Source organism: Hyphomonas sp. ske169, from assembly GCF_056850855.1.
In genome coordinates this window covers 2,054,082-2,074,918 of sequence record NZ_CP096146.1, presented here as the reverse complement: position 1 = coordinate 2,074,918, position 20,837 = coordinate 2,054,082, and the positions used below count along the sequence as shown (strand labels likewise).

At 55.0% G+C, this 20,837-nt stretch carries 29 protein-coding genes; 11 read left to right on the top strand and 18 right to left on the bottom strand.

Translation table 11 applies throughout. The features are described from left to right. Positions 1–155: 155 nt before the first annotated feature. Positions 156–623, bottom strand: coding sequence for a nucleoside deaminase (locus MY069_RS10140; RefSeq protein ID WP_482793665.1), 468 nt, complete (start codon positions 621–623; stop codon positions 156–158). Between the two features lie 38 nt (positions 624–661). Here MY069_RS10140 and rsmD point away from each other — a divergent pair, with 38 nt between their 5' ends. Next, positions 662–1,222: a 16S rRNA (guanine(966)-N(2))-methyltransferase RsmD gene (gene rsmD / locus MY069_RS10135; RefSeq protein WP_482793664.1), complete on the top strand. Its 561-nt coding sequence runs from the start codon at positions 662–664 to the stop codon at positions 1,220–1,222. On the opposite strand, the gene MY069_RS10130 is transcribed toward rsmD, so the two are convergent. After that, positions 1,219–2,244 carry a patatin-like phospholipase family protein gene (locus tag MY069_RS10130; protein ID WP_482793663.1) on the bottom strand — a complete coding sequence of 342 codons (1,026 nt, stop codon included), beginning with the start codon at positions 2,242–2,244 and terminating at the stop codon, positions 1,219–1,221. The genes rsmD and MY069_RS10130 overlap by 4 nt on opposite strands. Positions 2,245–2,325: 81 nt before the next feature. Here MY069_RS10130 and MY069_RS10125 point away from each other — a divergent pair, with 81 nt between their 5' ends. Both MY069_RS10125 and MY069_RS10120 read left to right on the top strand, forming a co-directional pair. Further along, on the top strand, positions 2,326–2,790 hold the full coding sequence (locus tag MY069_RS10125) for an NUDIX hydrolase (RefSeq protein ID WP_482793662.1): 465 nt from the start codon (positions 2,326–2,328) through the stop codon (positions 2,788–2,790). Then, positions 2,787–3,968: a mechanosensitive ion channel family protein gene (locus MY069_RS10120; RefSeq protein ID WP_482793661.1), complete on the top strand. Its 1,182-nt coding sequence runs from the start codon at positions 2,787–2,789 to the stop codon at positions 3,966–3,968. Before MY069_RS10125 ends, MY069_RS10120 begins: the two co-directional genes overlap by 4 nt. Positions 3,969–3,971: 3 nt before the next feature. Here MY069_RS10120 and MY069_RS10115 read toward each other — a convergent pair whose 3' ends face one another. Then, entirely contained in the window at positions 3,972–4,265 is a 294-nt protein-coding gene (locus MY069_RS10115) for a hypothetical protein (protein ID WP_482793660.1), read from the bottom strand. Between the two features lie 68 nt (positions 4,266–4,333). Continuing rightward, positions 4,334–5,035, bottom strand: coding sequence for a TerB family tellurite resistance protein (locus tag MY069_RS10110; protein ID WP_482793659.1), 702 nt, complete (start codon positions 5,033–5,035; stop codon positions 4,334–4,336). A 178-nt stretch (positions 5,036–5,213) separates the two neighbouring features. Between MY069_RS10110 and MY069_RS10105 the strand changes: the two genes are divergently transcribed. Then, a complete protein-coding gene (locus MY069_RS10105; RefSeq protein ID WP_482793658.1) occupies positions 5,214–5,780 on the top strand; it encodes a fasciclin domain-containing protein in 567 nt (188 codons plus the stop codon). Positions 5,781–5,869: 89 nt separating this feature from the next. Here MY069_RS10105 and MY069_RS10100 read toward each other — a convergent pair whose 3' ends face one another. The 3 genes from MY069_RS10100 to MY069_RS10090 all read right to left on the bottom strand — a co-directional run bounded on the left by MY069_RS10100 (position 5,870) and on the right by MY069_RS10090 (position 8,046). After that, positions 5,870–6,754: an ion transporter gene (locus MY069_RS10100; protein ID WP_482793657.1), complete on the bottom strand. Its 885-nt coding sequence runs from the start codon at positions 6,752–6,754 to the stop codon at positions 5,870–5,872. Between the two features lie 72 nt (positions 6,755–6,826). Continuing rightward, the gene (locus MY069_RS10095) at positions 6,827–7,567 is read right to left on the bottom strand and encodes a VOC family protein (RefSeq protein ID WP_482793656.1); all 741 of its coding nucleotides are present in this window, start codon (positions 7,565–7,567) and stop codon (positions 6,827–6,829) included. Between the two features lie 2 nt (positions 7,568–7,569). Next, positions 7,570–8,046 (bottom strand): YybH family protein, encoded by a 477-nt coding sequence (locus MY069_RS10090; protein ID WP_482793655.1) that lies wholly within the window; start codon positions 8,044–8,046, stop codon positions 7,570–7,572. Positions 8,047–8,151: 105 nt separating this feature from the next. On the opposite strand from MY069_RS10090, the gene MY069_RS10085 reads away from it, so the two are divergent. The 4 genes from MY069_RS10085 to MY069_RS10070 all read left to right on the top strand — a co-directional run bounded on the left by MY069_RS10085 (position 8,152) and on the right by MY069_RS10070 (position 11,194). Beyond that, positions 8,152–9,180 (top strand): calcium/sodium antiporter, encoded by a 1,029-nt coding sequence (locus tag MY069_RS10085; protein WP_482793654.1) that lies wholly within the window; start codon positions 8,152–8,154, stop codon positions 9,178–9,180. Between the two features lie 2 nt (positions 9,181–9,182). After that, positions 9,183–9,650 carry a preQ(1) synthase gene (queF, locus tag MY069_RS10080; RefSeq protein WP_482793653.1) on the top strand — a complete coding sequence of 156 codons (468 nt, stop codon included), beginning with the start codon at positions 9,183–9,185 and terminating at the stop codon, positions 9,648–9,650. 72 nt (positions 9,651–9,722) lie between these two features. After that, positions 9,723–10,460: a hypothetical protein gene (locus MY069_RS10075; RefSeq protein WP_482793652.1), complete on the top strand. Its 738-nt coding sequence runs from the start codon at positions 9,723–9,725 to the stop codon at positions 10,458–10,460. Positions 10,461–10,483: 23 nt separating this feature from the next. Further along, positions 10,484–11,194 carry a DUF2270 domain-containing protein gene (locus tag MY069_RS10070; protein ID WP_482793651.1) on the top strand — a complete coding sequence of 237 codons (711 nt, stop codon included), beginning with the start codon at positions 10,484–10,486 and terminating at the stop codon, positions 11,192–11,194. 20 nt (positions 11,195–11,214) lie between these two features. Here MY069_RS10070 and MY069_RS10065 read toward each other — a convergent pair whose 3' ends face one another. The 7 genes from MY069_RS10065 to MY069_RS10035 form a co-directional block, all read right to left on the bottom strand. Further along, positions 11,215–11,730, bottom strand: coding sequence for a hypothetical protein (locus tag MY069_RS10065; protein WP_482793650.1), 516 nt, complete (start codon positions 11,728–11,730; stop codon positions 11,215–11,217). Between the two features lie 71 nt (positions 11,731–11,801). Further along, entirely contained in the window at positions 11,802–12,329 is a 528-nt protein-coding gene (locus tag MY069_RS10060; RefSeq protein WP_482793649.1) for a hypothetical protein, read from the bottom strand. 44 nt (positions 12,330–12,373) lie between these two features. Continuing rightward, complete coding sequence (locus MY069_RS10055) at positions 12,374–12,889, bottom strand: hypothetical protein (protein WP_482793648.1); 516 nt, start codon at positions 12,887–12,889, stop codon at positions 12,374–12,376. A 41-nt stretch (positions 12,890–12,930) separates the two neighbouring features. Continuing rightward, positions 12,931–13,443, bottom strand: a complete 513-nt coding sequence (locus tag MY069_RS10050; protein WP_482793647.1) for a hypothetical protein — start codon at positions 13,441–13,443, stop codon at positions 12,931–12,933. A gap of 38 nt (positions 13,444–13,481) precedes the next feature. After that, positions 13,482–13,994 (bottom strand): hypothetical protein, encoded by a 513-nt coding sequence (locus MY069_RS10045; RefSeq protein WP_482793646.1) that lies wholly within the window; start codon positions 13,992–13,994, stop codon positions 13,482–13,484. A 40-nt stretch (positions 13,995–14,034) separates the two neighbouring features. Continuing rightward, positions 14,035–14,562, bottom strand: coding sequence for a hypothetical protein (locus tag MY069_RS10040; RefSeq protein ID WP_482793645.1), 528 nt, complete (start codon positions 14,560–14,562; stop codon positions 14,035–14,037). A gap of 41 nt (positions 14,563–14,603) precedes the next feature. Then, positions 14,604–15,134, bottom strand: a complete 531-nt coding sequence (locus MY069_RS10035) for a hypothetical protein (RefSeq protein ID WP_482793644.1) — start codon at positions 15,132–15,134, stop codon at positions 14,604–14,606. Between the two features lie 200 nt (positions 15,135–15,334). Here MY069_RS10035 and rpmE point away from each other — a divergent pair, with 200 nt between their 5' ends. The 3 genes from rpmE to MY069_RS10020 all read left to right on the top strand — a co-directional run bounded on the left by rpmE (position 15,335) and on the right by MY069_RS10020 (position 17,622). After that, a complete protein-coding gene (rpmE, locus tag MY069_RS10030) occupies positions 15,335–15,553 on the top strand; it encodes a 50S ribosomal protein L31 (RefSeq protein ID WP_406681795.1) in 219 nt (72 codons plus the stop codon). A gap of 112 nt (positions 15,554–15,665) precedes the next feature. After that, on the top strand, positions 15,666–16,796 hold the full coding sequence (locus tag MY069_RS10025; RefSeq protein ID WP_482793643.1) for a DUF3137 domain-containing protein: 1,131 nt from the start codon (positions 15,666–15,668) through the stop codon (positions 16,794–16,796). A 130-nt stretch (positions 16,797–16,926) separates the two neighbouring features. Next, entirely contained in the window at positions 16,927–17,622 is a 696-nt protein-coding gene (locus MY069_RS10020) for a head GIN domain-containing protein (RefSeq protein WP_482793642.1), read from the top strand. A gap of 6 nt (positions 17,623–17,628) precedes the next feature. Here the strand turns inward: MY069_RS10020 and MY069_RS10015 are convergent, their stop codons facing one another. The 4 genes from MY069_RS10015 to MY069_RS10000 form a co-directional block, all read right to left on the bottom strand. Next, the gene (locus MY069_RS10015; protein WP_482793641.1) at positions 17,629–18,456 is read right to left on the bottom strand and encodes a polyphosphate kinase 2 family protein; all 828 of its coding nucleotides are present in this window, start codon (positions 18,454–18,456) and stop codon (positions 17,629–17,631) included. A gap of 77 nt (positions 18,457–18,533) precedes the next feature. Beyond that, complete coding sequence (locus tag MY069_RS10010) at positions 18,534–19,454, bottom strand: hypothetical protein (RefSeq protein ID WP_482793640.1); 921 nt, start codon at positions 19,452–19,454, stop codon at positions 18,534–18,536. 132 nt (positions 19,455–19,586) lie between these two features. Next, positions 19,587–20,204, bottom strand: a complete 618-nt coding sequence (rpsD, locus tag MY069_RS10005; RefSeq protein ID WP_482793639.1) for a 30S ribosomal protein S4 — start codon at positions 20,202–20,204, stop codon at positions 19,587–19,589. 172 nt (positions 20,205–20,376) lie between these two features. Then, positions 20,377–20,751, bottom strand: coding sequence for a VOC family protein (locus MY069_RS10000; protein ID WP_482793638.1), 375 nt, complete (start codon positions 20,749–20,751; stop codon positions 20,377–20,379). Between the last annotated feature and the right edge of the window lie 86 nt (positions 20,752–20,837).

Here is a 20,837-nt window from a genome sequence, read left to right as displayed (position 1 = left end):
GCGAATAGAGAAGAAGAAATTCGCGCTGTCTTTCTCGCAGCGTCTCAATCTCAGAAAGATTGGCGAAAATGGGTGCTTTTTTCGGGGCTGATGTTGCGCAACGGCAGAGAAAATTATCTCAGTGTCTCAAGGTTTACGGCCTGTTAAGGTCCGACTCAGGCTTTGCCGCGACGTGCCTTGAAGAAGCCGCGAAGCAGGGCGCCGGACGCCTCTGCATGGGTGTGATCTTGGACAATGTCCGGACGCCAATGGCAGGTTGGCTGATCAAAGAATTTTGGGCCGTGCAGCACCGCGCCGCCCTTCGGATCATCAGCCGCGAAGACCAGTTTTTCGATCCGCGCAAAACTGATCGCTCCGGCACACATCGCGCAAGGTTCGAGCGTCACATAGAGATGTAGTCCAGGCAGCCGATAATTGCTCAAGCGCGCCGCCGCCGCCCGCAAAGCTCTGATTTCGGCATGCGCGGTTGGGTCATGATCAGCAATCGGCTGATTGTGCGCTTCGGCAATGATCGTGTCACTCTCAGGATCATAGATCACCGCGCCGACGGGCACTTCGCCCAACTTTGCGGCCTGCTCAGCCAGCTCTAAAGCGCGCTGCATGGGATCTTGTATGGACGTCATCTCTTTCCCATCGCGCCGCAAGCGCCTAAAGGCAAGCCATGCGGATCGTAGCAGGACAGTTTAAAGGGCGACCGATCCAGGCGCCAAAGAGTGATGCAACGCGGCCAACATCTGATCGTGCGCGCGAAAGCCTATTCAATATCCTAGCTCATGCCGACTGGGCGCCGGAGCTGGATGGTGCTCGTGTGATCGACCTGTTTGCGGGCTCCGGCGCGCTCGGATTAGAGGCGCTGTCCCGCGGCGCCGGCTATTGTCTTTTCGTCGAAACCGCCCATGCCGCACGCGGCGCCATTCGGCAGAATATTGAAGCGCTGGGCCTGTTTGGCGCGACGCGTATTCATCGTCGCAGCGCTACAGAATTGGGCGAGCGCCCGGCAGGGATTGGCGCCCCATTTGACGTGGTTTTTATCGACCCGCCGTACAAGAAAGGGCTGGTTACGCCGTGTTTACAGGCGCTCAAAACGGGCGATTGGTTGTCCGAACGTGCCTTGGCGGTGGTCGAAACCGCTGCGGATGAGACGCAAGAACTCGACGGCTGGACCTGCGTTTCTGAGCGCAGCATCGGTGCAGCTAAGCTCTGGTTCTTGCAGCCAGCTTAGTCCTGCAAGAATTCCTTTTGGAGATCGACACTCGACTCGCCACTGCCGAGATAATGCGCGCAGGAGCCGAGCCAGCGCTCTGCCTCTGCCCGGCCCTTGTCGCGTAAATCCGTGAGGAAGGTCCAACTCGTATCATATTTGGTTTGCAGTGAGAGGTCCCGCAGCACCTGGCCGCCGCGTAGGGCATGAATGGTGAGGCGGCGATACTGCTTCATCATCGTCTCTTTCAGCATGCCATCATCGAGAAGCTTCTGAACAAAAGCGATGGCGCGCAGCTCGCCGATGAGCGAGGCGTTAAAGCTGATCTCGTTCAGCCGGTCCATAATTTCCGGCACGCGCTTTGGCACGCCGAGGCGCGAGATCGGGTTGAGCAAAACGAGCAAGACATCACGCGGCGCCTTGGCATAGATCAGCGGGAACAGGCTGGGATTGCCCAGATAGCCGCCATCCCAATAGGCCTGACCATTGATTTCAACCGCCCGAAAAGTTTGCGGCAAACAGGCGGAGGCCAGCACCGCATCGCGCGAGATCTCACCATCTTGGAAGACTTTGACTCGGCCCGTTTCGACATTGGTCGCCGATAAAAAGAGATCAAGCGGCGCCGCATGGACCGCGTCGAAATCGACCGCTTCATCCAAAGCATCGCGCAGAGGATTAATGTCGAAGGGATTGAACTCGTAGGGGCTCGCAATGCTGGTAAACGCCATCGCGGCCTGGAAAGGTCCGAACGGTAAAGCCGTAAAGGGCGAGTTGGCCCAAGAGAAAGCCGAAAAGGGCGCGCCCTTTTGCGAGACAGTGCGCCAATAGCGCTCCAGATTCTCTTTTGCGCCATCCGCGCCGCCTTGGGTGAGGCCCGCCGCGAACGCCACCGCATTGGTCGCGCCTGCCGAGGTCGCTGTGATTGCTTTAATCGTCAGCCCAGACTCTTCGACAAGGCGATCGAGGACGCCCCAGGTGAAGGCGCCATGAGCCCCGCCGCCCTGTAAGGCCAGGCTAATTGCTGTGTCTTTTTGTTTTGCCATCACGCGCCTTCGATCATTAGCGACCCCTTTGGCACAAACTGTTTACGAGGTCTTCAAGACAATCTGTGCAATCTGCCTGCCATGCGAACCCCTGCCACTCCTGTTCACGACCTTCGTCCCGTTCCGGCCGTAGGCGTCGTTTGTTTTCGGGATAACCAGGTTTTGCTGATCCGCCGCGGCACGCCACCTAAACAAGGCGAATGGTCTCTGCCCGGTGGCCGGGTTGAGCCTGGCGAGCCGGTCCGCGACGCTGCCTTGCGCGAGTTGAAAGAAGAAACGGGTGTCGACGCTGAGTTGTTAGATCTGATCGATGTGGTGGACGCGATCTTTGAGAACCGCAGCGGCGACCTCATCACACGCCATTATGTTTTGATTGATTTCGTCGCCACTTGGCGCAGTGGCGAGCCAATCGCTGGAGATGACGCCGCAGACGCACGGTTTTTTCACCTTTCTGATCTAAGCTCGCTCGACATGTGGGACGAGACGCTGCGCGTTATCGACGCCGCAGCGTCACGGCTCGGACTTGAGCGTGAGGGCAGACAATGAGCTTCTGGCACTTGATGACATTCCCAATCTTGCAACAGATGCAAGAGACTGCGCCGGATGAGAGCGGTGATCCGATTGAAGCGATCACTGAAACCACTGCCCAAGCCACTGAAGCGGCGACTGAATTTGTCGATTGGATCGGATCTGGCGAACTTGAAGCCCTGATCGCGCTCGGGCTCGTGGTGTCGCTCACCTTCGCACAGATTTGCGCGCGTTGGGCGATCCTGAAAGGCATTGTCCGTCTGCCGCAAAGTGATGAGTTCTCCTTCACCGCCCTTCTTCAGCGCGTGGTGAAAAGCTTCCATACCTATTTCATGGTGATGATCGCCTTCGCGCTGACAGATGCGATGCTTGGGCTGCCGCAAGCCGTCTCAGTGATTGTCAAAGTTTTCTTTGTGCTCGCGGCGATCTTGCAGATTGCTGAATGGGTACAGGAATTTGCCGTCTCGTTTATCCGCCGCAACGTGGCGCGCTCGAGCGGCGATGCACGGGCGCTCGCCTCCGCATTCAATATCATTAAGTGGTTTATCTCAGTTGCGGTCTGGTCGGTCGCGCTGCTGCTCATTCTCGACAATGTCGGCGCCGATGTCACCGCGCTGCTCGCCGGTCTCGGTATTGGTGGTATCGCCATAGGTATTGCCGCCCAAGGTACATTCCGGGACCTGTTCTCGTCTCTGTCGATTGTCATCGATAAACCATTTCAGGTTGGCGACACAGTTCGCTATGGAGAGAGCTGGGGGATCATCGAAGATATTGGCCTCAAGACCACTCGCATCCGCGCCAAGTCTGGCGAGCAAATGATTATTTCAAACACCAATCTCTTGAATTATGAGATCCACAATATGCAGCGCATGTCCCGCCGTCGGATCGAAACTGTGTTTGGGGTGATCTATCAAACCGATCCGGAGCTTGCAGACCAGGTGCCTGAGATTGTTGCCGAGATTGTGAAAAACGTGCCGGCGGTCGATTTTGAATATTGCGGCATGGCGGCGTTCGGACCGAGCTCGCTCGATTATGAGCTCGTCTTCTATTCGCTACATCCTGAGTTTAATCGCTCAATGGCGGCGCGATCACGCGTCTTGCTAGCTCTGTTTCGCGAGTTGCAGAATCACGGATTGGAATTCGCTTATCCAACGCAAACATTGTTTGTTGAAGGTTTGGCAGAGAAAGCCGCTTAGGCCCTATTCGACGGTCCAGCCGCGCGGTGTCTTTTTGGCCTCTAGCGTAACCGTGCCATTGTCTGCCGTTTCCTGATAACGCGTCTGCGTCCGGTCAGTCCGGGAGCCAGATAGCCGAAGCATGAGCGCATAAGCTGCCAGCGCAATGCCAGCAGCGGCAGTTGCCACGGCGAGAATGCCAGCCATAATCACGATCGCGATTGCCAGCAGCCCCTTTACGCACAGGTTTCCCATTCGGCGCAGCAGCGCGAAGAGATTATTCGGAAATCCGAAAGGCGCAGTATGTGTAGCGGTCATAGCTTCCTCGTTAGCCAATAGATGGCGTGCAAGAGCGGTGCCGTCAATGTTTAGATTATGACCGTTGATCAATTTGCCGCGATGAGACCGCGTTCTGCTCGAATGCGAGCATAGGCGCTCGTAATGGTTGCAGCTTTCTCATGCGCCGCGTGTTCAAACTCGCGCGGGGCGCCATTTTGAATGACGCGGTCTGGGTGATTGTCAGCCATGAGGCGTCGATAGACGCGCCGGATTTCATCAAACTCCGCATCATGCGCGACCCCGAGCACATGATAAGGGTCGTTACGGTCTGGCCCCATGTGGCCCGCTTTGATCCGCCGAAACGTCGCTTCGCTAAACCCGAACGCGGTTGCAACGGTCTGCAAATAGGTCATCTCATCTTCAGTCACCACGCCATCGGCCGTGGCAATCATAAACAAACCATCAAGGACACCTTCGAGCAGACACGGTCGCGCCGCGTATTTGCGGCCAATCTTGCGGGCATAAGACTCATAGCCTTTGACCGTTTGTTGGGCGAGGTTGAATACTCGGCGAACGGCGGCCGCATCCTTAGGCGCGGTTTGAAATACCCGCGAGAACACCATGATCTCATCATCGGTGACCCGGCCATCAGCTTTCGCCATTTTCGCGCCAAGGCCGACAACAGCCGCGGTGAAGCCGACATCATTCGGATCTGGCGCGCATTCCAGGTCAGCCGGGACGGGCTCATCGACCACGTCCACGTCAAATAAGCGCTTACCGCTTTCAATCAGACGCTGCCACAAGTTCATGAGCACACCTATAACGCGTATTTCAGGAAAGTGTGAATGAGCGAAACTGACACGCCCCTTAAGCGGTCTGAATACGATTCATTAAATTCGAGTCATCAATAATCTATTTTATATACGATAGCGTATCTTATATGACACCGAAATGGTTCGGGTCTTTATTCATAACGGAGGCTTCCCCGTGAAACTCGCTACTCTCGTAATCTCAGCTGGCCTGCTCGCTGCCCCAGCATTCGCCGACACCTGTTCTTCTAAAACCGCGACGCATCGCGTTGATGCAAGCTACACAACGGCGGTCGCTGGTGAAGGATATACAAAAGCCAAGTCAGACATTGTCGACACCGCCGCGGCGGCTGGCTCATTCACGACTCTACTCGCGGCGGCCGAGGCTGCTGGCTTGGTTGACGCGCTGAAAGGTGACGGCCCGCTGACCGTATTCGCACCTACAGATGACGCTTTCGCGGCTCTGCCAGCTGGTACCGTCGAAACCCTTCTACTGCCAGAAAACAAAGACGCGCTTGCCGACGTTCTGAAGCTCCACGTGATCGCGGGCTCGAAAGTCAAATCAGCGGATCTTGCCGGTCAGCAGATCACAGCGACCACACTGAATGGTGATTTGAGTGTTGATGGAACTGATGGTGTTGTCCTGACTGCACCCGGTTCAACGGCGACCGTTGTTGCGGCAGATGTCGGCGCCTCAAACGGCGTGATCCATGTGATCGATACGGTTCTGCTGCCAGCAAGCTAAGCTGCCAGCCGGTTAAAAATGGGAAGCGCTGCGTCCCCCCCATCCTACGCTTCCCATCGTCCCGCCAGACTTGCACTGGCGGGACACTTTTATTTGGGCGGCAGGTTTGCCTTTTCGGCCCGCAATTCCGCAACTTCTGCTTTCAGCTCTTGCAGCAAGACCAGAATTTCATCGCGCTCTTTGTCGGCCGAGCCAAATTCCTCATCCATCTCTTCTTCGATTTCCTCGAGATGCTCTTCGGTCGCAGCACGCTGCTCAGCCGCCAATGCATCGACGATAAGCGCGATAAACAAGTTCAAGACCGCGAAACTGGCAATGAAGATGAAAATCAGAAAGAAGAATGGCGCATAGGGATTGCCGTCATCGACAACTTTTTGAACGACTTCGAACCGCCAGCCATCCATGGTCATAACTTGGAACAGGGAATAGGCCGAGCTTGGGAGGTCTCCAAACAATTGCACCACTTCTGGATTATCTGTGTCGCCAAACAGGTTGGTCGCCATGACCGCACCGACGTAGGTTAGCAGCGCAAGCACGGCGAGGATGGCGCCCATACCGGGCAGGGCGTTGAGCAAAGCTTCAGTGATCCGGCGCATCATTGGAACGATGTGCAGCAGCCGCAAAATTCGTAAGACCCGCATCGCGCGCAGCACCGAGAAGGCCGCCCCGCCGGGAACAAGAGAAATGCCGACCACCAAAAAGTCGAACCAGTTCCACCCGGACTTGAAGAAATTCAGCCGATAGACGGACAGCTTGAGAGCGATTTCGACACAAAACACAATCGTCACGGCTTGGTCGAACCAACTGAGCGAAGACACAAATTCTGGCGACAAGATTCGGTCATAGGTCAGGATGCCGAGGATGATCGCATTGACGATGATCAATGTGGTGATGAAATTCCGGAACAGCTTCCCTTCAATGAAGGATTCCACGCGCGAATTGCTGGTCTCAAGATCAAGCGTACCTTGTTTCATACCGAAACCCTTTATCGCGCTCGCCGCCGGGCGATTCTCTGCCCTCGCGTTTTAGCGTCCCTTGCGAGAGGATCAATCTGTCAGAATCTCAACCTGCACACCAGCGAACAGAAAGCTTGATCCGTCGACAGCAAACCCGGTGCTTTGCGCCCGTTTCAGACAGGCCTCCGGGTCAGGATGGATCAACGTGTATTTGCTTAAATAGTCCCGATCGCCCGGCACAATGCGAACCGCGCCGTCTAGGAGCGCAATCTCCCAAATACCATGCCCAACAGATGTCGGCGCAACGCCCAGTACACCACCCCAGCGCGCGGCTAAGTCTTGCGGATTTGATGCTGTCACTTCCAGAAGTTTCAACGCACCTGGGCGCACGGCGCTCTGCCAATTTGGTCCGCCCCAACGCCAAGACCCTGCAGGCCGCGCCTCATCAATCGAAACAATTGCCGCGCCAATATCCGCGGGGTGCAGATGGGTCGCCGAGATATCTTTCAGGTCAACATCCCAGACGCGGCGAATGCCATTCGCATCGACGTGTTCTCTGACCCGCTCAAGATTGTCCGTCTGAAAGATCGCCATGTAGCCGCCGCGGCCTTGGCTGCGATCGATGAAGCGTCCAGCGGCGGTCTTTTCCTCAACCGGGACGACCACTTCCAAAAATTGGTCTCCCAGCGCGAATACGCCATTGGTGAGGCCAAACTCGCTGACGCCTGGGTCAACGAACCCTGTACCCAGATCCAGGATTTGGCGCAGCTGCTCAATATCGTCGGCATCATAGGACGCGAATACGAGTTGCCGGAGTCGAGGAAAGGTCATGGTCAATCTGCCGAAGTTGTTGTGTCGCTGACAATTTTCCAACCGCCATCCATATCTCTGAACACGAGCGTGAACAGACCGGAAGGATTGTCGTCCCCGCGCGCTAATGCCCAGCCGCCATGCACCACAGCCGCATCATCGCTGAGCATGTTCACTTCTAGCCCTGAAAAGGTCAGTTCCCCCATCAAAGCGCGGTTAGAGTAATTGGTGTGATAGCGATCGCGGGTTTCTTGCCAGCCTCTTGTGACGGTGCCCCCAGACGCAAAGCGCAGATCAGGAGATTGCCAATAATCCTGCATAAAGGCATCGATGTCGCCCGCATTCCAAGCCGCTTGCTGACGGGTGAGTACATCAATGATGGCCGTTTCATCGGTCGCTTCGCTACCGATCAATTGCGTATCATTGACGTTTACGTTGACGGCGCAGGCCGGGAGCGCACACGCCATCAGCATCGCCGCCACACATGATCTAAACTGCATTCGGACCTCCCTCAGGACTATCTCTCCGTGGCGAAATCATTTACCCGCTTGGACATCTTGGCAAGTGCGTCCATATCAAAGCCTAGAATTTCGGAGCCATATTCCATGATGATGATCCTCTTGATCCTTGGCGGGTTCGTTCTCCTATTCATTGGAGGCGAGGCACTGGTCAGGGGGTCGGTTGGCATTGCGCGCAAAGTTGGCATGTCCGAATTGGTGATCGGCCTGACATTGGTTGGCTTCGGCACCAGCCTGCCGGAGCTGGTGACCAGCTTGCAAGCGCTTAGCGAAGGCGCCACAGGCCTTTCGATTGGCAATGTGATCGGATCAAACGTCGCCAATATCATGCTGGTGATTGGCGCCGCAGCCTTTGTCCGTGCGATCACCACCAATCCAGCGGCCCTAGCGCGAGATGGCGCTTTTATGGTTGGGGTGACCGTCTTGTTCGCGGTGATCGTTTGGATTGACGGGTTCACCCGCACTACCGGGATCGCCTTTACCGCTTTGCTGGTCGTTTATCTCGTTGTGTCTGTAATCTTGGATCGCAGGGCAAACAGCGCCGCTGGCAACATGCATAGCGGCGAAGCAGAAGAGTTTGAACATGACGACCCGACCTGGCTGTCTATCGTTATGACCATTGGCGGCATTGCCGGTGTCATCATTGGCGCCCGGTTCTTGGTCTCTGGCGGCTCTGATGCGGCCCGCCTATTCGGCGTTTCAGAAACCGTGATCGGCATCTCAATCGTCGCGATTGGCACCAGCCTGCCAGAGCTCGTGACCTCCATCGTCGCCGCCCGCAAAGGCAAAGCCGACGTCGCGCTTGGCAATGTGCTGGGCTCAAATGTGTTCAACATTCTCGGCATTCTCGGCGTTTCCGCTATCGTCTTCCCGTTCACGCTCATCGAGACAAGTGCAGTTGGCGTGCCGCTTGAAGTTGCGGCGATGCAATTTGGTCAGGCCGCAAGCATCGTAACTTGGACAGATATGGGCGCACTCTTCCTGTCTGTGTTCTTGTTATTCGTCTTCGCTTTCACGGGCCGCAAGCTCGCCCGCTGGGAAGGCGGCGTCCTTTTGGCCGCTTACTTCCTCTATATCGGCATGCGGTTTGACCTCATTCCAACCATTGCGGGGTGACCATGTCTGACAAGTCGATTTATGACGGTCTTGATCAACTCGGACAGCAAACGGGCGCGCCTGCCTCGCCTGACGAAGCCAAGCTTGAACGTGTGCCCAATCCGCACGCGGATACGCTTTATCTGGCGCGCTTTGTTGCCCCAGAATTCACCTCGCTTTGCCCCGTGACGAACCAGCCGGACTTTGCCCACTTGGTCATCGATTATGCGCCGGGCGATTGGCTGGTTGAGAGCAAGAGCTTGAAGCTCTTCCTGACCAGTTTCCGTAATCATGGCGGCTTTCATGAAGACTGCACACTGCGCGTCGGCAAAGAGATTGCGACCCTGCTGGATCCACGCTGGCTACGGATCAGCGGCTATTGGTATCCACGCGGCGGCATTCCAATTGATGTGTTCTGGCAAACCGGCCCCGTTCCCGAGGGCCTTTATGTTCCCGACACCGGCGTCGCGCCTTATCGCGGCCGCGGCTAAATCTCTGAAATCTTTCCATTACTCAGCTTCCGTTCAGCCTTCGCGCTGTACCGGTTGCGTATGAAATGGCTGATGGCATTCTTCTTAGGGATCTCGCTCGGCGTGCCGCTGGCAGCTGCGGAGCCGCCTGAGTGCGCTCAATCTGAAACCGCTTGTGTGCTTGATGCCGCTTGGAGCGCTGCGCTCATTCTCGATGAAGACAAGCGCCTGCGTTTGGCGCCAGCCTTCTTGGAGATCGCCGCACTTTCAGGCGAGGCAGAGGTGATCGAGAAATGGGAATCGCGGTTTGAACGCCAGATCAGTGACGCCCCAACCTATCCAGATTATGGATGGCAGGTGGCTGAACCAATCCTCGAGGCAAAGGGTGTTGACGCTCTGCTATCTCTGGCCAAACGCCGTGCGGATCCACTCAATTTCGGGCGCGCTGATGTCTTGCTATCGGCAGGCACCCATTATCAATCCACCAAGCCGAAGACCGCTTTGCAGATCAATCAGGCGATGCTCGAGATGATGGCGACAGCCTCCTCCTTCGAAAAACCAAACCTCGCCCATGCCGCCGCAGAGCTTGCCATGGTGCGCTGTGACGCAGATCTCATGCAGGATGCATTGCGATCAACCGATGCACCAGATAATTTGCGATACGCGTTTTGGCGGTCACGCATTTCTGGCAATGCAATGCGCCTGGTAAGCGAAGTTCGGGCGATTAAAAACGAAGATGATACTCGCGACATTCGACGCGTTTTGGATGGCTACCGCGCCATTTTAGAACATGGTTACTGCGATCAACAGAAAAGCGAGATTGGCGGCTGAGCGATTCAGCTTATACTTTCAGCATGATAGACGCCGATCAGGATCCACCAGAAGCCATTTGCGGCAGCGCCGAAGTCGGCGCGCTTGCACACTTATATCGCGCTGAAGTCTATCGCTCGACGATTTGGCGTCAGCGTTTGGACATGACAACCAATTGGGCTGTCGTGTCGACGGGTATCGCGTTCTCTGTGAGTTTCGCGAATGAGCAAGCCTCGCCTTTGCCGATCGTCTTGGTCGGCTTGCTGTCGGCCATGTTCCTCATCCTAGAAGCGCGCCGCTATCGTTATTTCTATGTCTGGAAATTCCGCGCGCGGATGATCGAGATCACAAATTATGTGCCAATCCTGCGAGGTGATGGCGCGCAAATCGCGATGGATAAAGGCACGGCCCTGTCCGACGATTATATGCGCCCGCGTCACCGCATATCGGCGATGCGCGCCATCGGCCGACGCCTACGCCGCAACTATGGCTGGCTCTTTCTGATCCAAGGCGTTGCCTATTATGCAAAAATTGGCATGCACCCGAGCGATGTCAGCTCGTGGTCAGAGTTCCTGTATCGTGCGCATATTGGCCCTATCCCAGGCTGGCTCGCGCTCGTTGCTGGCATAGTATTCCATGCCGGATGGATCACGTTTGCCCTTTACACTTGGCGTTTAGACAAAGCGGACAAGCGGATCACAGCCGATTATCTCGACCCTGAATTGGCGTCTGGCGTCGCCGAGGATGGCGTTTAGGCTGCTTGGCGGCTTGGACGCTATTTAGGCCCGGCCACCCGGCCGCTATCGCATTCATAGCCGAGCGCATATTTCGAAGTGGTGCCTTTCTTGCGACCATGGAAGATCTTGCATGAGCCGGTGCCATTTAAAATGGTTTTGATCTCTTCGCAGCTTATTCTGGCCGGATCGACGGGCCCGTTCTTTTCTTGGACCATGGCTTTAATCGACTCAAAGCCATTTTCCTTCTTGGCTTTTTTACTCAAATTCATCGTCGCATTCTCGCCAAGCCCGAGCGAGAGCTTATTGCCGACACGGTCGCCATTATCGTCGCGGGCTGAGATCCACAGATAGCTCGCCATCGTGGTCTGGTCGAGCGACGTGCCGCCCGAAGACCCACTCGCCTCGCCTGTTTTGTTGCGAAACTTGATGTTACATTTGTTGCCATTCACCGCACATTTGGTTTCAGAGATATCACATTCAGCACTGGCCATGGGGACCGCCAAGCTTCCTGCTATGAGAAAGGCTGTGCTGGCTAAGAGGGTTTGCGCTTTCATGGATAACTCCCTGAGCGTGTTGATTCCGAATGGAGGATGACGTGGCCGGCGGGCGCAGCGATTGAACCGCGCTATCTCACATGAGCTTCTGTTGGACCGCCAACATTTCCGCCATCACATTGATAACCAAGGAAGTAATTCACCGTGGCGCCTTTGGTTTTCTGACCGTGGAAGACTTTGCAGGTGCCATTGCCGTTCAAAACGGCTTTGACGTCCTCACAGGACATGGTGGCGGGATAAACCACACCGCCATAGGCATCTGATGCCAGTTGCACATCGTGAAAATTCTTGTTGGCCTTCTTGTCGATATTCATCGTATTGCTGGCGCCTGCAACAATGGTCAGTTTATTGCCGGCTTTGCTGCCATCGCGTTTGCGGGCTTTGACCACCACGGTTTGAGCCGAAGAGGTTTGGTTGATATTCGAGCTGCCATCAGACCCGCTCGTATCGCTGGTGCGGTTCTTAAACTTGATATTACACTTGCCACCATTCACTGCGCATTTGGTGTCAGAGATATCGCACGCGGCGCTGGCGAGCGGAGCAGCAAATGCGCTGGCCATGAGGATTACGGCGCTCGTCAAAACGGCTTTATGTTTCATGAGAGACTCCAGGTTTTTTTCTGAAATAAAAGTTTGAGACTGGCTCAGTCTTTTGGACCGGCGACATTGCTGCCATCGCATTGATAGCCGAGCTGATATTCCATGCTTTCGGCGCCATAAGCTGGCTCGCCATGGAATATCTTGCAGGTGCCATTGCCATTCAGGACCGCTTGAATGTCGGTGCAGCTCATGGTGACGCCATCGACCCGGGCCATGGCGGGGGATGTGATGCGGATTTTGGTGAAATTCTTTTTCGCCTTCTTATCCATATTCATCGTATTGCTGGCACCGGCATCAATGGTCAGCGCATTGCCAGCCGTGTTGCCATTATCTTTGACCGCTTTGACTTTCACAGTCTGCGCCGAGGAGGTTTGTTTGAGATCCGTGCCGGCCGACGATCCGCTCGAAACGCCGGTTTGATTGCGGAACTTAATATTACATTTTCCGCCATTCACGGCGCATTTGGTTTGCGAGATATCGCAAGTGGCGCTTGCCAAAGGCACCGCCAAAAGGCTGGAAACACCGAGAACGAGGACACTGCTGAATATGCGAGAATTCATTGGATACTCCACTATTGAAAAAATCGGGACGCGGACGGGGATTAGAACGAGCCGTTGACCTTCCCGCCATCGCACTGATAGCCAAGGCCAAGCTGCAAACGACCCTGTTCTTGCTTTGCGCCGTGAAAGACTTTGCAGGTGCCATTGCCGTTCAAAACGGCTTTGACGGCCGCACAGGACATGCCGACAGAATCGACGGATCCAACTAAGTCTTTGGACGAGATGCCAATGAATTCGAAATTCTTCTTGGCTTTCTTTTCGATATTCATCGTGTTGCTCGCGCCAGCGGTAATGGACAGCGTATTTCCTGCTTTAGAGTCATCCGCTCTGATCGCCCTGACCAAAATGGTTTGGGCCGAAGAGGTTTGTTTAATATTCGAGCCGTCACCGGAACCGCTTGCATCGCCGGTGCGGTTCTTGAACTTGATATTACACTTACCACCATTCACCGCGCATTTGGTGTCAGAGATATCGCACGCTGCGTTTGCCATAGGGGCCGCAACCATGCCGGATAGGCCAAGCGCGAGCGCGCCTAATAGGAATCGATGGGTCATTCGAAGCTCCGTTCGTTTGAGATGAAAAATGCCCCGGCTCAATCTGGCCCACCGACATCGCCGCCATCGCATTGATAGCCAATGATGCCCTCGACCTCGCCGCCTTGCTTGCGGGTGCCGTGGAAGAGTTTGCAAATGCCCGTGCCGTTCAGCGTCTCGATAATGTCGGCGCAGTTCATATAACTGCCATCGTACATGACCGGGGCATTGTCTGAGGTGATGCGGATGCCATCGAAGCCTTTCTTGGCTTTCTTGGCGACATTCATGGTCTTCTCGTCCCAAGCCTGAATGATCAGCTTATTGCCGACTCTATTATTGTTCTTGTCGACGGCTTTGACTGAAACAGCTTGCGCGGCGGAATTTTGGGTCAACGAAGAGCTGCCATCCGAGCCACCCGTATCGCCGCTTCGGTTCTTGAAGTGTATATTACACTTACCGCCATTCTGGGCGCATTTGGTTTCAGAGATGTCGCAATCCGCGCTCGCCACCGGCGCGACGAGCGCGCCAGCCGTTTGAAAAAAAGCGCTGGCCAAAACAGTTTTCTGTTTCATGATGAGCATCAGAGTCCTTCGATTAGGCCTGAAAAACGGGTTAGGTGGCGTTTGGATCAATTGGACCACCGACATCGCCGCCGTCGCACTGATAGCCGAGTCTACCTTGCGTATCGCCGCCAGGTGTCCAGAGGCCTTGGAAGACTTTGCAGGTACCGGTGCCGTTGAGTGTTTCGATAATCTCGGCGCAGCTCATCCGAACGCCTTCATACATTTTCGGGGCATTGTGAGAGGTGATCCGGATCCCGTCGAAGCCTTTCTTGGCCTTTTTTTCCATATTCATGGTCTTGGAAGAGCTGACCGGAATGCTGAGCTTATTGCCGACTTTATTATTCTTCTCGTCGACGGCTTTAACTTCGATGGTCTGGGCGGCCGATCTTTGATCTAGACTGGAACTCCCATCCGAGCCCCCTGTGTCGCCCGTGCGGTTCTTGAAGTGGATATTGCACTTGCCGCCATTCAGCGCGCATTTGGTCTGAGAGATGTCACACTCAGCGCTTGCCAAGGGCGCGGCTAAAAGGCTTGAGAGGCCGAACGCGATGCCGCTAATGAGGGTTCGAGAGATCATCAAAAACTCCGATCTTGAGAAAGCCATTTGGAAACCAGGCCTTAGTCCGGCCCCCCGACATCACCGCCATCGCATTGGTACCCAAGATGCGTTGAACCCAGGTTGAGGCCGCGATCTCCTTCGTCATGGGCATAATCGCCTTGGAAGATTTTGCAGATGCCGGTGCCGTTCAGGGTTTCGATAATATCGTCGCAACCCATCTTAACGCCTTCATACCACCCCCCAGCATTGCCAGACGTGATTTTGATCGCATGGAAGCCTTTCTTGGCCTTTTTATCGATGTTCATCGTCTTCTTGGCGCCCGCCTGAATGGTCAGCTTATTGCCGACTTTATCATTCTTCTTATCAACCGCTTTAACCTGAACAGATTGAGCGGCGGAACTTTGCTTCATGGCAGAACTCCCATCCGAGCCCCCTGAATCGCCCGTGCGGTTCTTGAAGTGAATGTTGCACTTGCCGCCATTCAGCGCGCATTTTGTCTGAGAGATATCGCACTCTGCCGTCGCGGCGGGCGCGATCGTGCCAATGGCGAGTGCGCACAGGGCAGAGCTTATCAGGGTCGGCAGTCGCATAGATCAGGTCCTCCAGGCTTCGCCCCAAGACATCAAACCCTGCCGCGGCGTTCTACTGTCAGATCCGCCAGCCGCCTGAGAACACCGCGCCCTGACTCAATTGCCTTGCGCTTGCCCGTCCCTTCCTGTATGTCCGCGCTTTCGAGAATTCAGGGCCGGTCAGTAATCGTCCCATAACAGACTCTAAGAGGCACCCCGCGATGAAAGCCGAAGGCCATCCAGATTATCACTTCATCACCGTCGTTATGACTGACGGGACGGAGTATCAGACCCGCTCTACATGGGGCAAAGAAGGCGATCGACTCGTCCTCGATATTGACTCAAGCTCACACCCTGCTTGGACCGGCGATCGCAATGCGAACCTGGACCGCGGCGGCCGCGTGTCTCGCTTCAAAGACAAGTTCAAAGGCTTTATGTAAGCCGTTCGCCTATTGGCGATTTTGACAATGAAAAGCTCGCATCCTCGGATGCGGGCTTTTTTTTCGCGACCAGCGCCATACACTATCCGCAAAGGATATGAGGGACGCAAATATGGCGGGACGCAAAACGCAGATCGAGCCCAAGTCTTGGGACGATTTGGAACAACGTCCCGGTTTTTCTGGCCTGCGCAATATTGCCGAGCGGGATACGCTCCCGAAGCTCAATGACGCCATCCCGCGGCGCGCCGAAACCAGCCCCATCAATGCCCTGTATGGCGGCGGCTGTTTTGTGGCGGCGATTGGGCTCGTCCTATTGGTTGCCCTCAGCTCAACCTTCGGACCGCTCGGATTTATCGCGGCCATCATTATCGGGTTTTTCCTCGCGCGGCCGAGCATCGAGAAAATCGCGCGTATCCAAATCGATCGAATGATCAAAGACCTTGCCTTTCGCGATGCCGTTTTTACGCCTTTGGCCGGTCATCTCGGCCTCACCTATATTGCGGCACCGGGCGGCGGGCAGAGCATTGTCGCGCAGCAAAGCAAGGAAGGTCTGTTCCAAGCCAGTTTCAAAAAACTCCATGCCGCACTCGAAGAATATCGCGGGCAAGACGAGGCTGTCGCCGCGGCGCGGGCGTCAGGCTTGGTTGAACTCGCGACCGTGATCCATATTGGCGGCGCAGATGAAGCGACTAAGAAAGCCCGCGAGACCGGCCTCACCCGACTTGAGGACGGCTTCTCCGGCGAACATACCGGACTGCATTTTGATGCGTTTGAAGTGGTTCGGTCTCCACGCCGCACCGATGACGGAACCGTATATGAGGCTGAGCATGCGCTTTTGATTGTACTTAAACTTCCGCGACCTTTGCAAAGCACAACGCAAGTTCGGTCCAGGAAAATCGGCTGGCACAAGCCGGGCGACGCGGAACGCCTCGAACATGTTCGCCTTGAATCGAATGAGTTTGAAGACGATTTTAGAGTCCGTTCAAATGATCAAGTCGAAGCGCGCTTTGTCTTCACTCCCGATGTGATGCAACGCATCCTCGAACTCGCCCATGGCGAACCGATCCGCGCTACCGCTCAAGGCGACCATTTGGTCGTCGCCTTTGAAGGCCCGAACCGATTTGATCTGACCAGCGAAGACACCGGCCTTGAAGGCGATGCCGCGATCCGCCTCGCTATCGGACAAATCGGTGAAATGTTGGACTTGGTCGAGGCGGTCGGCGATCTCTTCGGCATTGAGTGAACGGCAAATTCGAGTAACCAACAGAACAAAGACCACATTTGTAGTCAAAATCGATTGACTTATTGTTTTTCGATATATACATGAGGGAGGCGTTCAGGATCCCAAACCCTGTTTAATGGAGCGAACCCTCATGATCCGCACTTTTACTGTCGCCAGCCTTTTTGCGCTGGGCTTTGCTGGCGCTGCCAGTGCCGAAACCCGTACTTATGATGTCGGGTCGTTTACAAATATCGATATCTCTGCCGGCCTCGATCTCAGTTTTGAGCAAGGTGCAGCCGGTCCGGTTACCGTCGAAAACAAGAAAGGCGATTTCAGCGATATCGAAGTCGAGGTCAGAGGCGACACGCTGGTGCTGAAGCGCAAGAAGAACAATTGGGGCTGGGGCCGGAAACGCGAGCGTTATGGCATCACAGTTAGCGCGCCGGTGATTAGCGGCGTAGAAGCCTCATCCGGCTCTGATGTGATGGGTCGGGGGATGAGCGGCTCGACCGTTTCGATTGATGTTTCTTCTGGCGCAGATGTCACTATTACCGGCGTTGATGGCGGCACCGTCATTATTGAAACCTCAAGCGGCTCAGACGCTTCAATCTCCGGCACCTGCGAAACGGTACGTGCCGATTCTTCTTCCGGTTCAGACATCGAAGCGCGTGATCTGATTTGCCAAAATGGCGAGGCCGATGCGTCCAGCGGATCTGACATCTCGATCCATGTCACCGGCAGCGTCAATGCTGACGCTTCGAGTGGTGCGGATGTCAATGTCTATGGCGGCCCGACCGATGTCACCAGCGACAAATCGAGCGGCGGATCTGTCTCCATCAGAGGCTAAGTGCGCTTAGTCGAACTGAAAATCGTCTGCCTTATAGCCCGGATCAGGCCAAGAGAGGTTCATATCCTCCAGCGCGCCACGAACGATCCGGGCAATCATTGCATTGCGCCGCGTGCGGCTGTCAGCGGGCACCACATACCAAGGCGCGTGCTCGGTTGAACAGCGCTGTACCGCGGTTTCATAAGCGCCCATAAAGTCAGGCCAGAGCTTACGGTCTTCCAAATCACCTGGATTGAACTTCCACAATTTGTGAGGCTCTTCCAGACGCTCACGAAGCCGAATGCCTTGCTCTTCATAGCCAACATTCAGCATGAACTTTAGCACCGTCACGCCGTTCTCGCTGAGGTGTTTTTCGAACGCGTTGATCTGCTCATAACGCTGCTCGACTTTTTCCGCCGGGGCGAAGTTGCGGACCTTTACGACCAGCACATCTTCATAATGTGAGCGATCGAAGACCCCAATCCGGCCTTTACGTGGTACGGCATCATGAATGCGCCAGAGATAATCATGCGCGAGTTCAGTTTTGCTCGGCGCTTTAAAGGCACGCACCTGCATGCCGAGCGGACTGGTATCGGCAAAGACATTACGGATAACGCCGCTTTTGCCGGCCGTATCCATGCCCTGTAACACGACCAACAAGGCCCGGTCTCGATTGGCATAGAGCCTATCTTGCAGCTCATTAATCGCCTTAGCATCGTCTTTCAGACTGTCTTTGGCATCATCCTTGTCTTCGAACAGAGAGCGATCGCCGGAATCGCGTTTTGAGAGGTCAAAGGATTTGCCGGGCGCGGCGATGAGGGCCGCTTTGACATCAGATATCTTAGGTTGGGGCACTCGCTATCCTCCTGACGAGATGACACAAAAAAGCTGCGGCATGACAGCGTGGCTTTGAAGTTTCCGCAAGTGCTGGCTTACTCTTCTTTTTTCAATTCATACACAACGACGCCGAAAAAGCAGGGTTCGCTTGAGCATTCTGTCATTGTCACTTCAAGCTCGTGGTCGCTGAGGGGACGAGCTGAGAACTCGAACCCTGCCACTGCCGTTCGCTCGGTCTCTTCTTCAACGGTCTCCATATTCGACGAGAACATGGCTGCATTGAGCTTTAAACCAATCGCATCGCAATCCTGATCGCACATCGCATACGCGGCATAGTGCTCGAAATCGACGAGATCTTTCAATTCAATCGTTTGGCTTGCGCCTGCCATGAGCATTCCTTTTTGCTCATTCACTTTCTCAACCACATAATTGTTATTGCGCGCAGTCTCGAGCATAGCCGCGTGCACATTTTCGAGCTGAACATCGACCACATCCTCAAAGCTCGTGGCCGAAGAGGAATCCGTTGAGGCTGAGCTCGGCGATTTAGCCTCTGGATCGGTTTTGAACACACCGATTCCATAGAAGCAAAAATCTGCGCTGCAGCTCACCATGTCGAGGTCGAGCTTGTAATGATCGCTGTCTGCGTCGGTTCGAAACTCCAGGACTGGGGCATCATCATCTTCGATGTCGGTATCGAGCGTCTCGCCGTCATCATTCTCGATTTGCATATCGATGTCGGAGCAATCTCTATCGCAGACGCCAACAATCAAATAGCCCGTATTCGGCTCAAGGTCGGTCAGATAGTATATGCCATTCCGATCATTGTCGGTGACGCTGATGGTGCGGTCGACCAATTCCATCTGCCGGTCAGCCGCCTCCATGATCGGTTTCATACGCGATTCAACATCATTCAACTGTCCCAAAACGATGTCCAAATATGCGCTATTGTCTGCAGTCACTATTGGTGTGGCGGTCATTCCAGCGATCAACGCCATGACCGTAAGTCGTTTCAACATGAGCTCTTACTTCCCCCTTTTCTTAAGGCCACCGACCACGGTTCCTAAATGAGAGCAAGCGGCGCAGTGGCGTTGAACACAAAAAAACCCCTGCCGAAGCAGGGGTTTGGAATTTCGATTTTCGTCTTCGTCTTATGAAGAATAGTATTCGACGACCTGGGCAGGTTCCATCTGGACCGGGTATGGGACGTCAGAAAGCTCTGGCATCCGAACATAGGTCGCGGTCATCGCTTTAGGGTCGACCTCGATATATTCTGGCAGGTCGCGCTCTGGCGAGCCAAGAGCTTCCAGAACCAGCGCCATGTTGCGAGACTTTTCACGAACCTGGACAACGTCGCCTGGCTTCAGACGGTAAGAGCCGATATTGGTCTTTACGCCGTTCACAGTGACGTGGCCGTGATTGACGAACTGGCGCGCTGCGAAAATCGTCGGCACGAACTTCGAACGGTAAACAAAGGCGTCGAGACGAGACTCGAGCAGACCGATCAGAAGCTCCGCGGTGTTACCTTTCCGGCGGGCGGCTTCAACAAAAGTCGCGCGGAACTGTTTCTCAGTGATGTCGCCATAGTGAAACTTGAGTTTCTGCTTGGCCATCAACTGCATCCCAAAGTCAGAGACTTTACCACGGCGATTAGGACCGTGCTGACCTGGCTTGTTTGGGCGCTTATTGACTGGTGATTTGGGGCGTCCCCAGATGTTCTCGCCAACACGGCGATCAATCTTGTACTTCGCCGAGTGACGACGTGACATATTAGACCTCAATTTTTGACGTGGGCTGGTTACTCTCCAAATGAAAGCAACGATTACAACGGCAGCACCACACCGACCCGTCCTGAAGCGGCGTCTAAAACAGGATTAGAGGCCAAGAGTCAAGCGCCAGCACGCACGTCTTTGCATGCTGACGCCTATCGAGAAGCAGCGATTAGGTCTTGAGTTCAAACAGGCCTATCGAGTTGCCATCTAAATCACGCGCATAGCAGAAATGACCGGCAGGGATTTCGATATTCTCAGACTCGACCTTCCCGCCCGCCGCTTCGACCCGGGCGCGGGTCTCAGCCAGCGTATCTGGAACGACGAGGTGAATGGTCGAGCCGGCTTCAGAAGGTGTGCCGGGATAGAGGTGCCCTGAAACCCCGCCTTCGTCATCAGAGACAGGAAAGGTGACGATCGGGTTCGGACCGCCATCGACCGTGGTCAGCTCCATATTGAAGACTTTTCCGTAGAAAGCTATCGAAGCGTCGAGATCGGTCACGGGGATTTCGAACCAGCAGGCAAAGTGTTGGGGCTTGTAGGTCATATTGGTCGCTTTCTTTGGCTGTGATTGAGGCCTCTGAGATACCAGTCCTCAAGTGACAATCTCTGTCAGCAAAGCCGAGCCTCGTG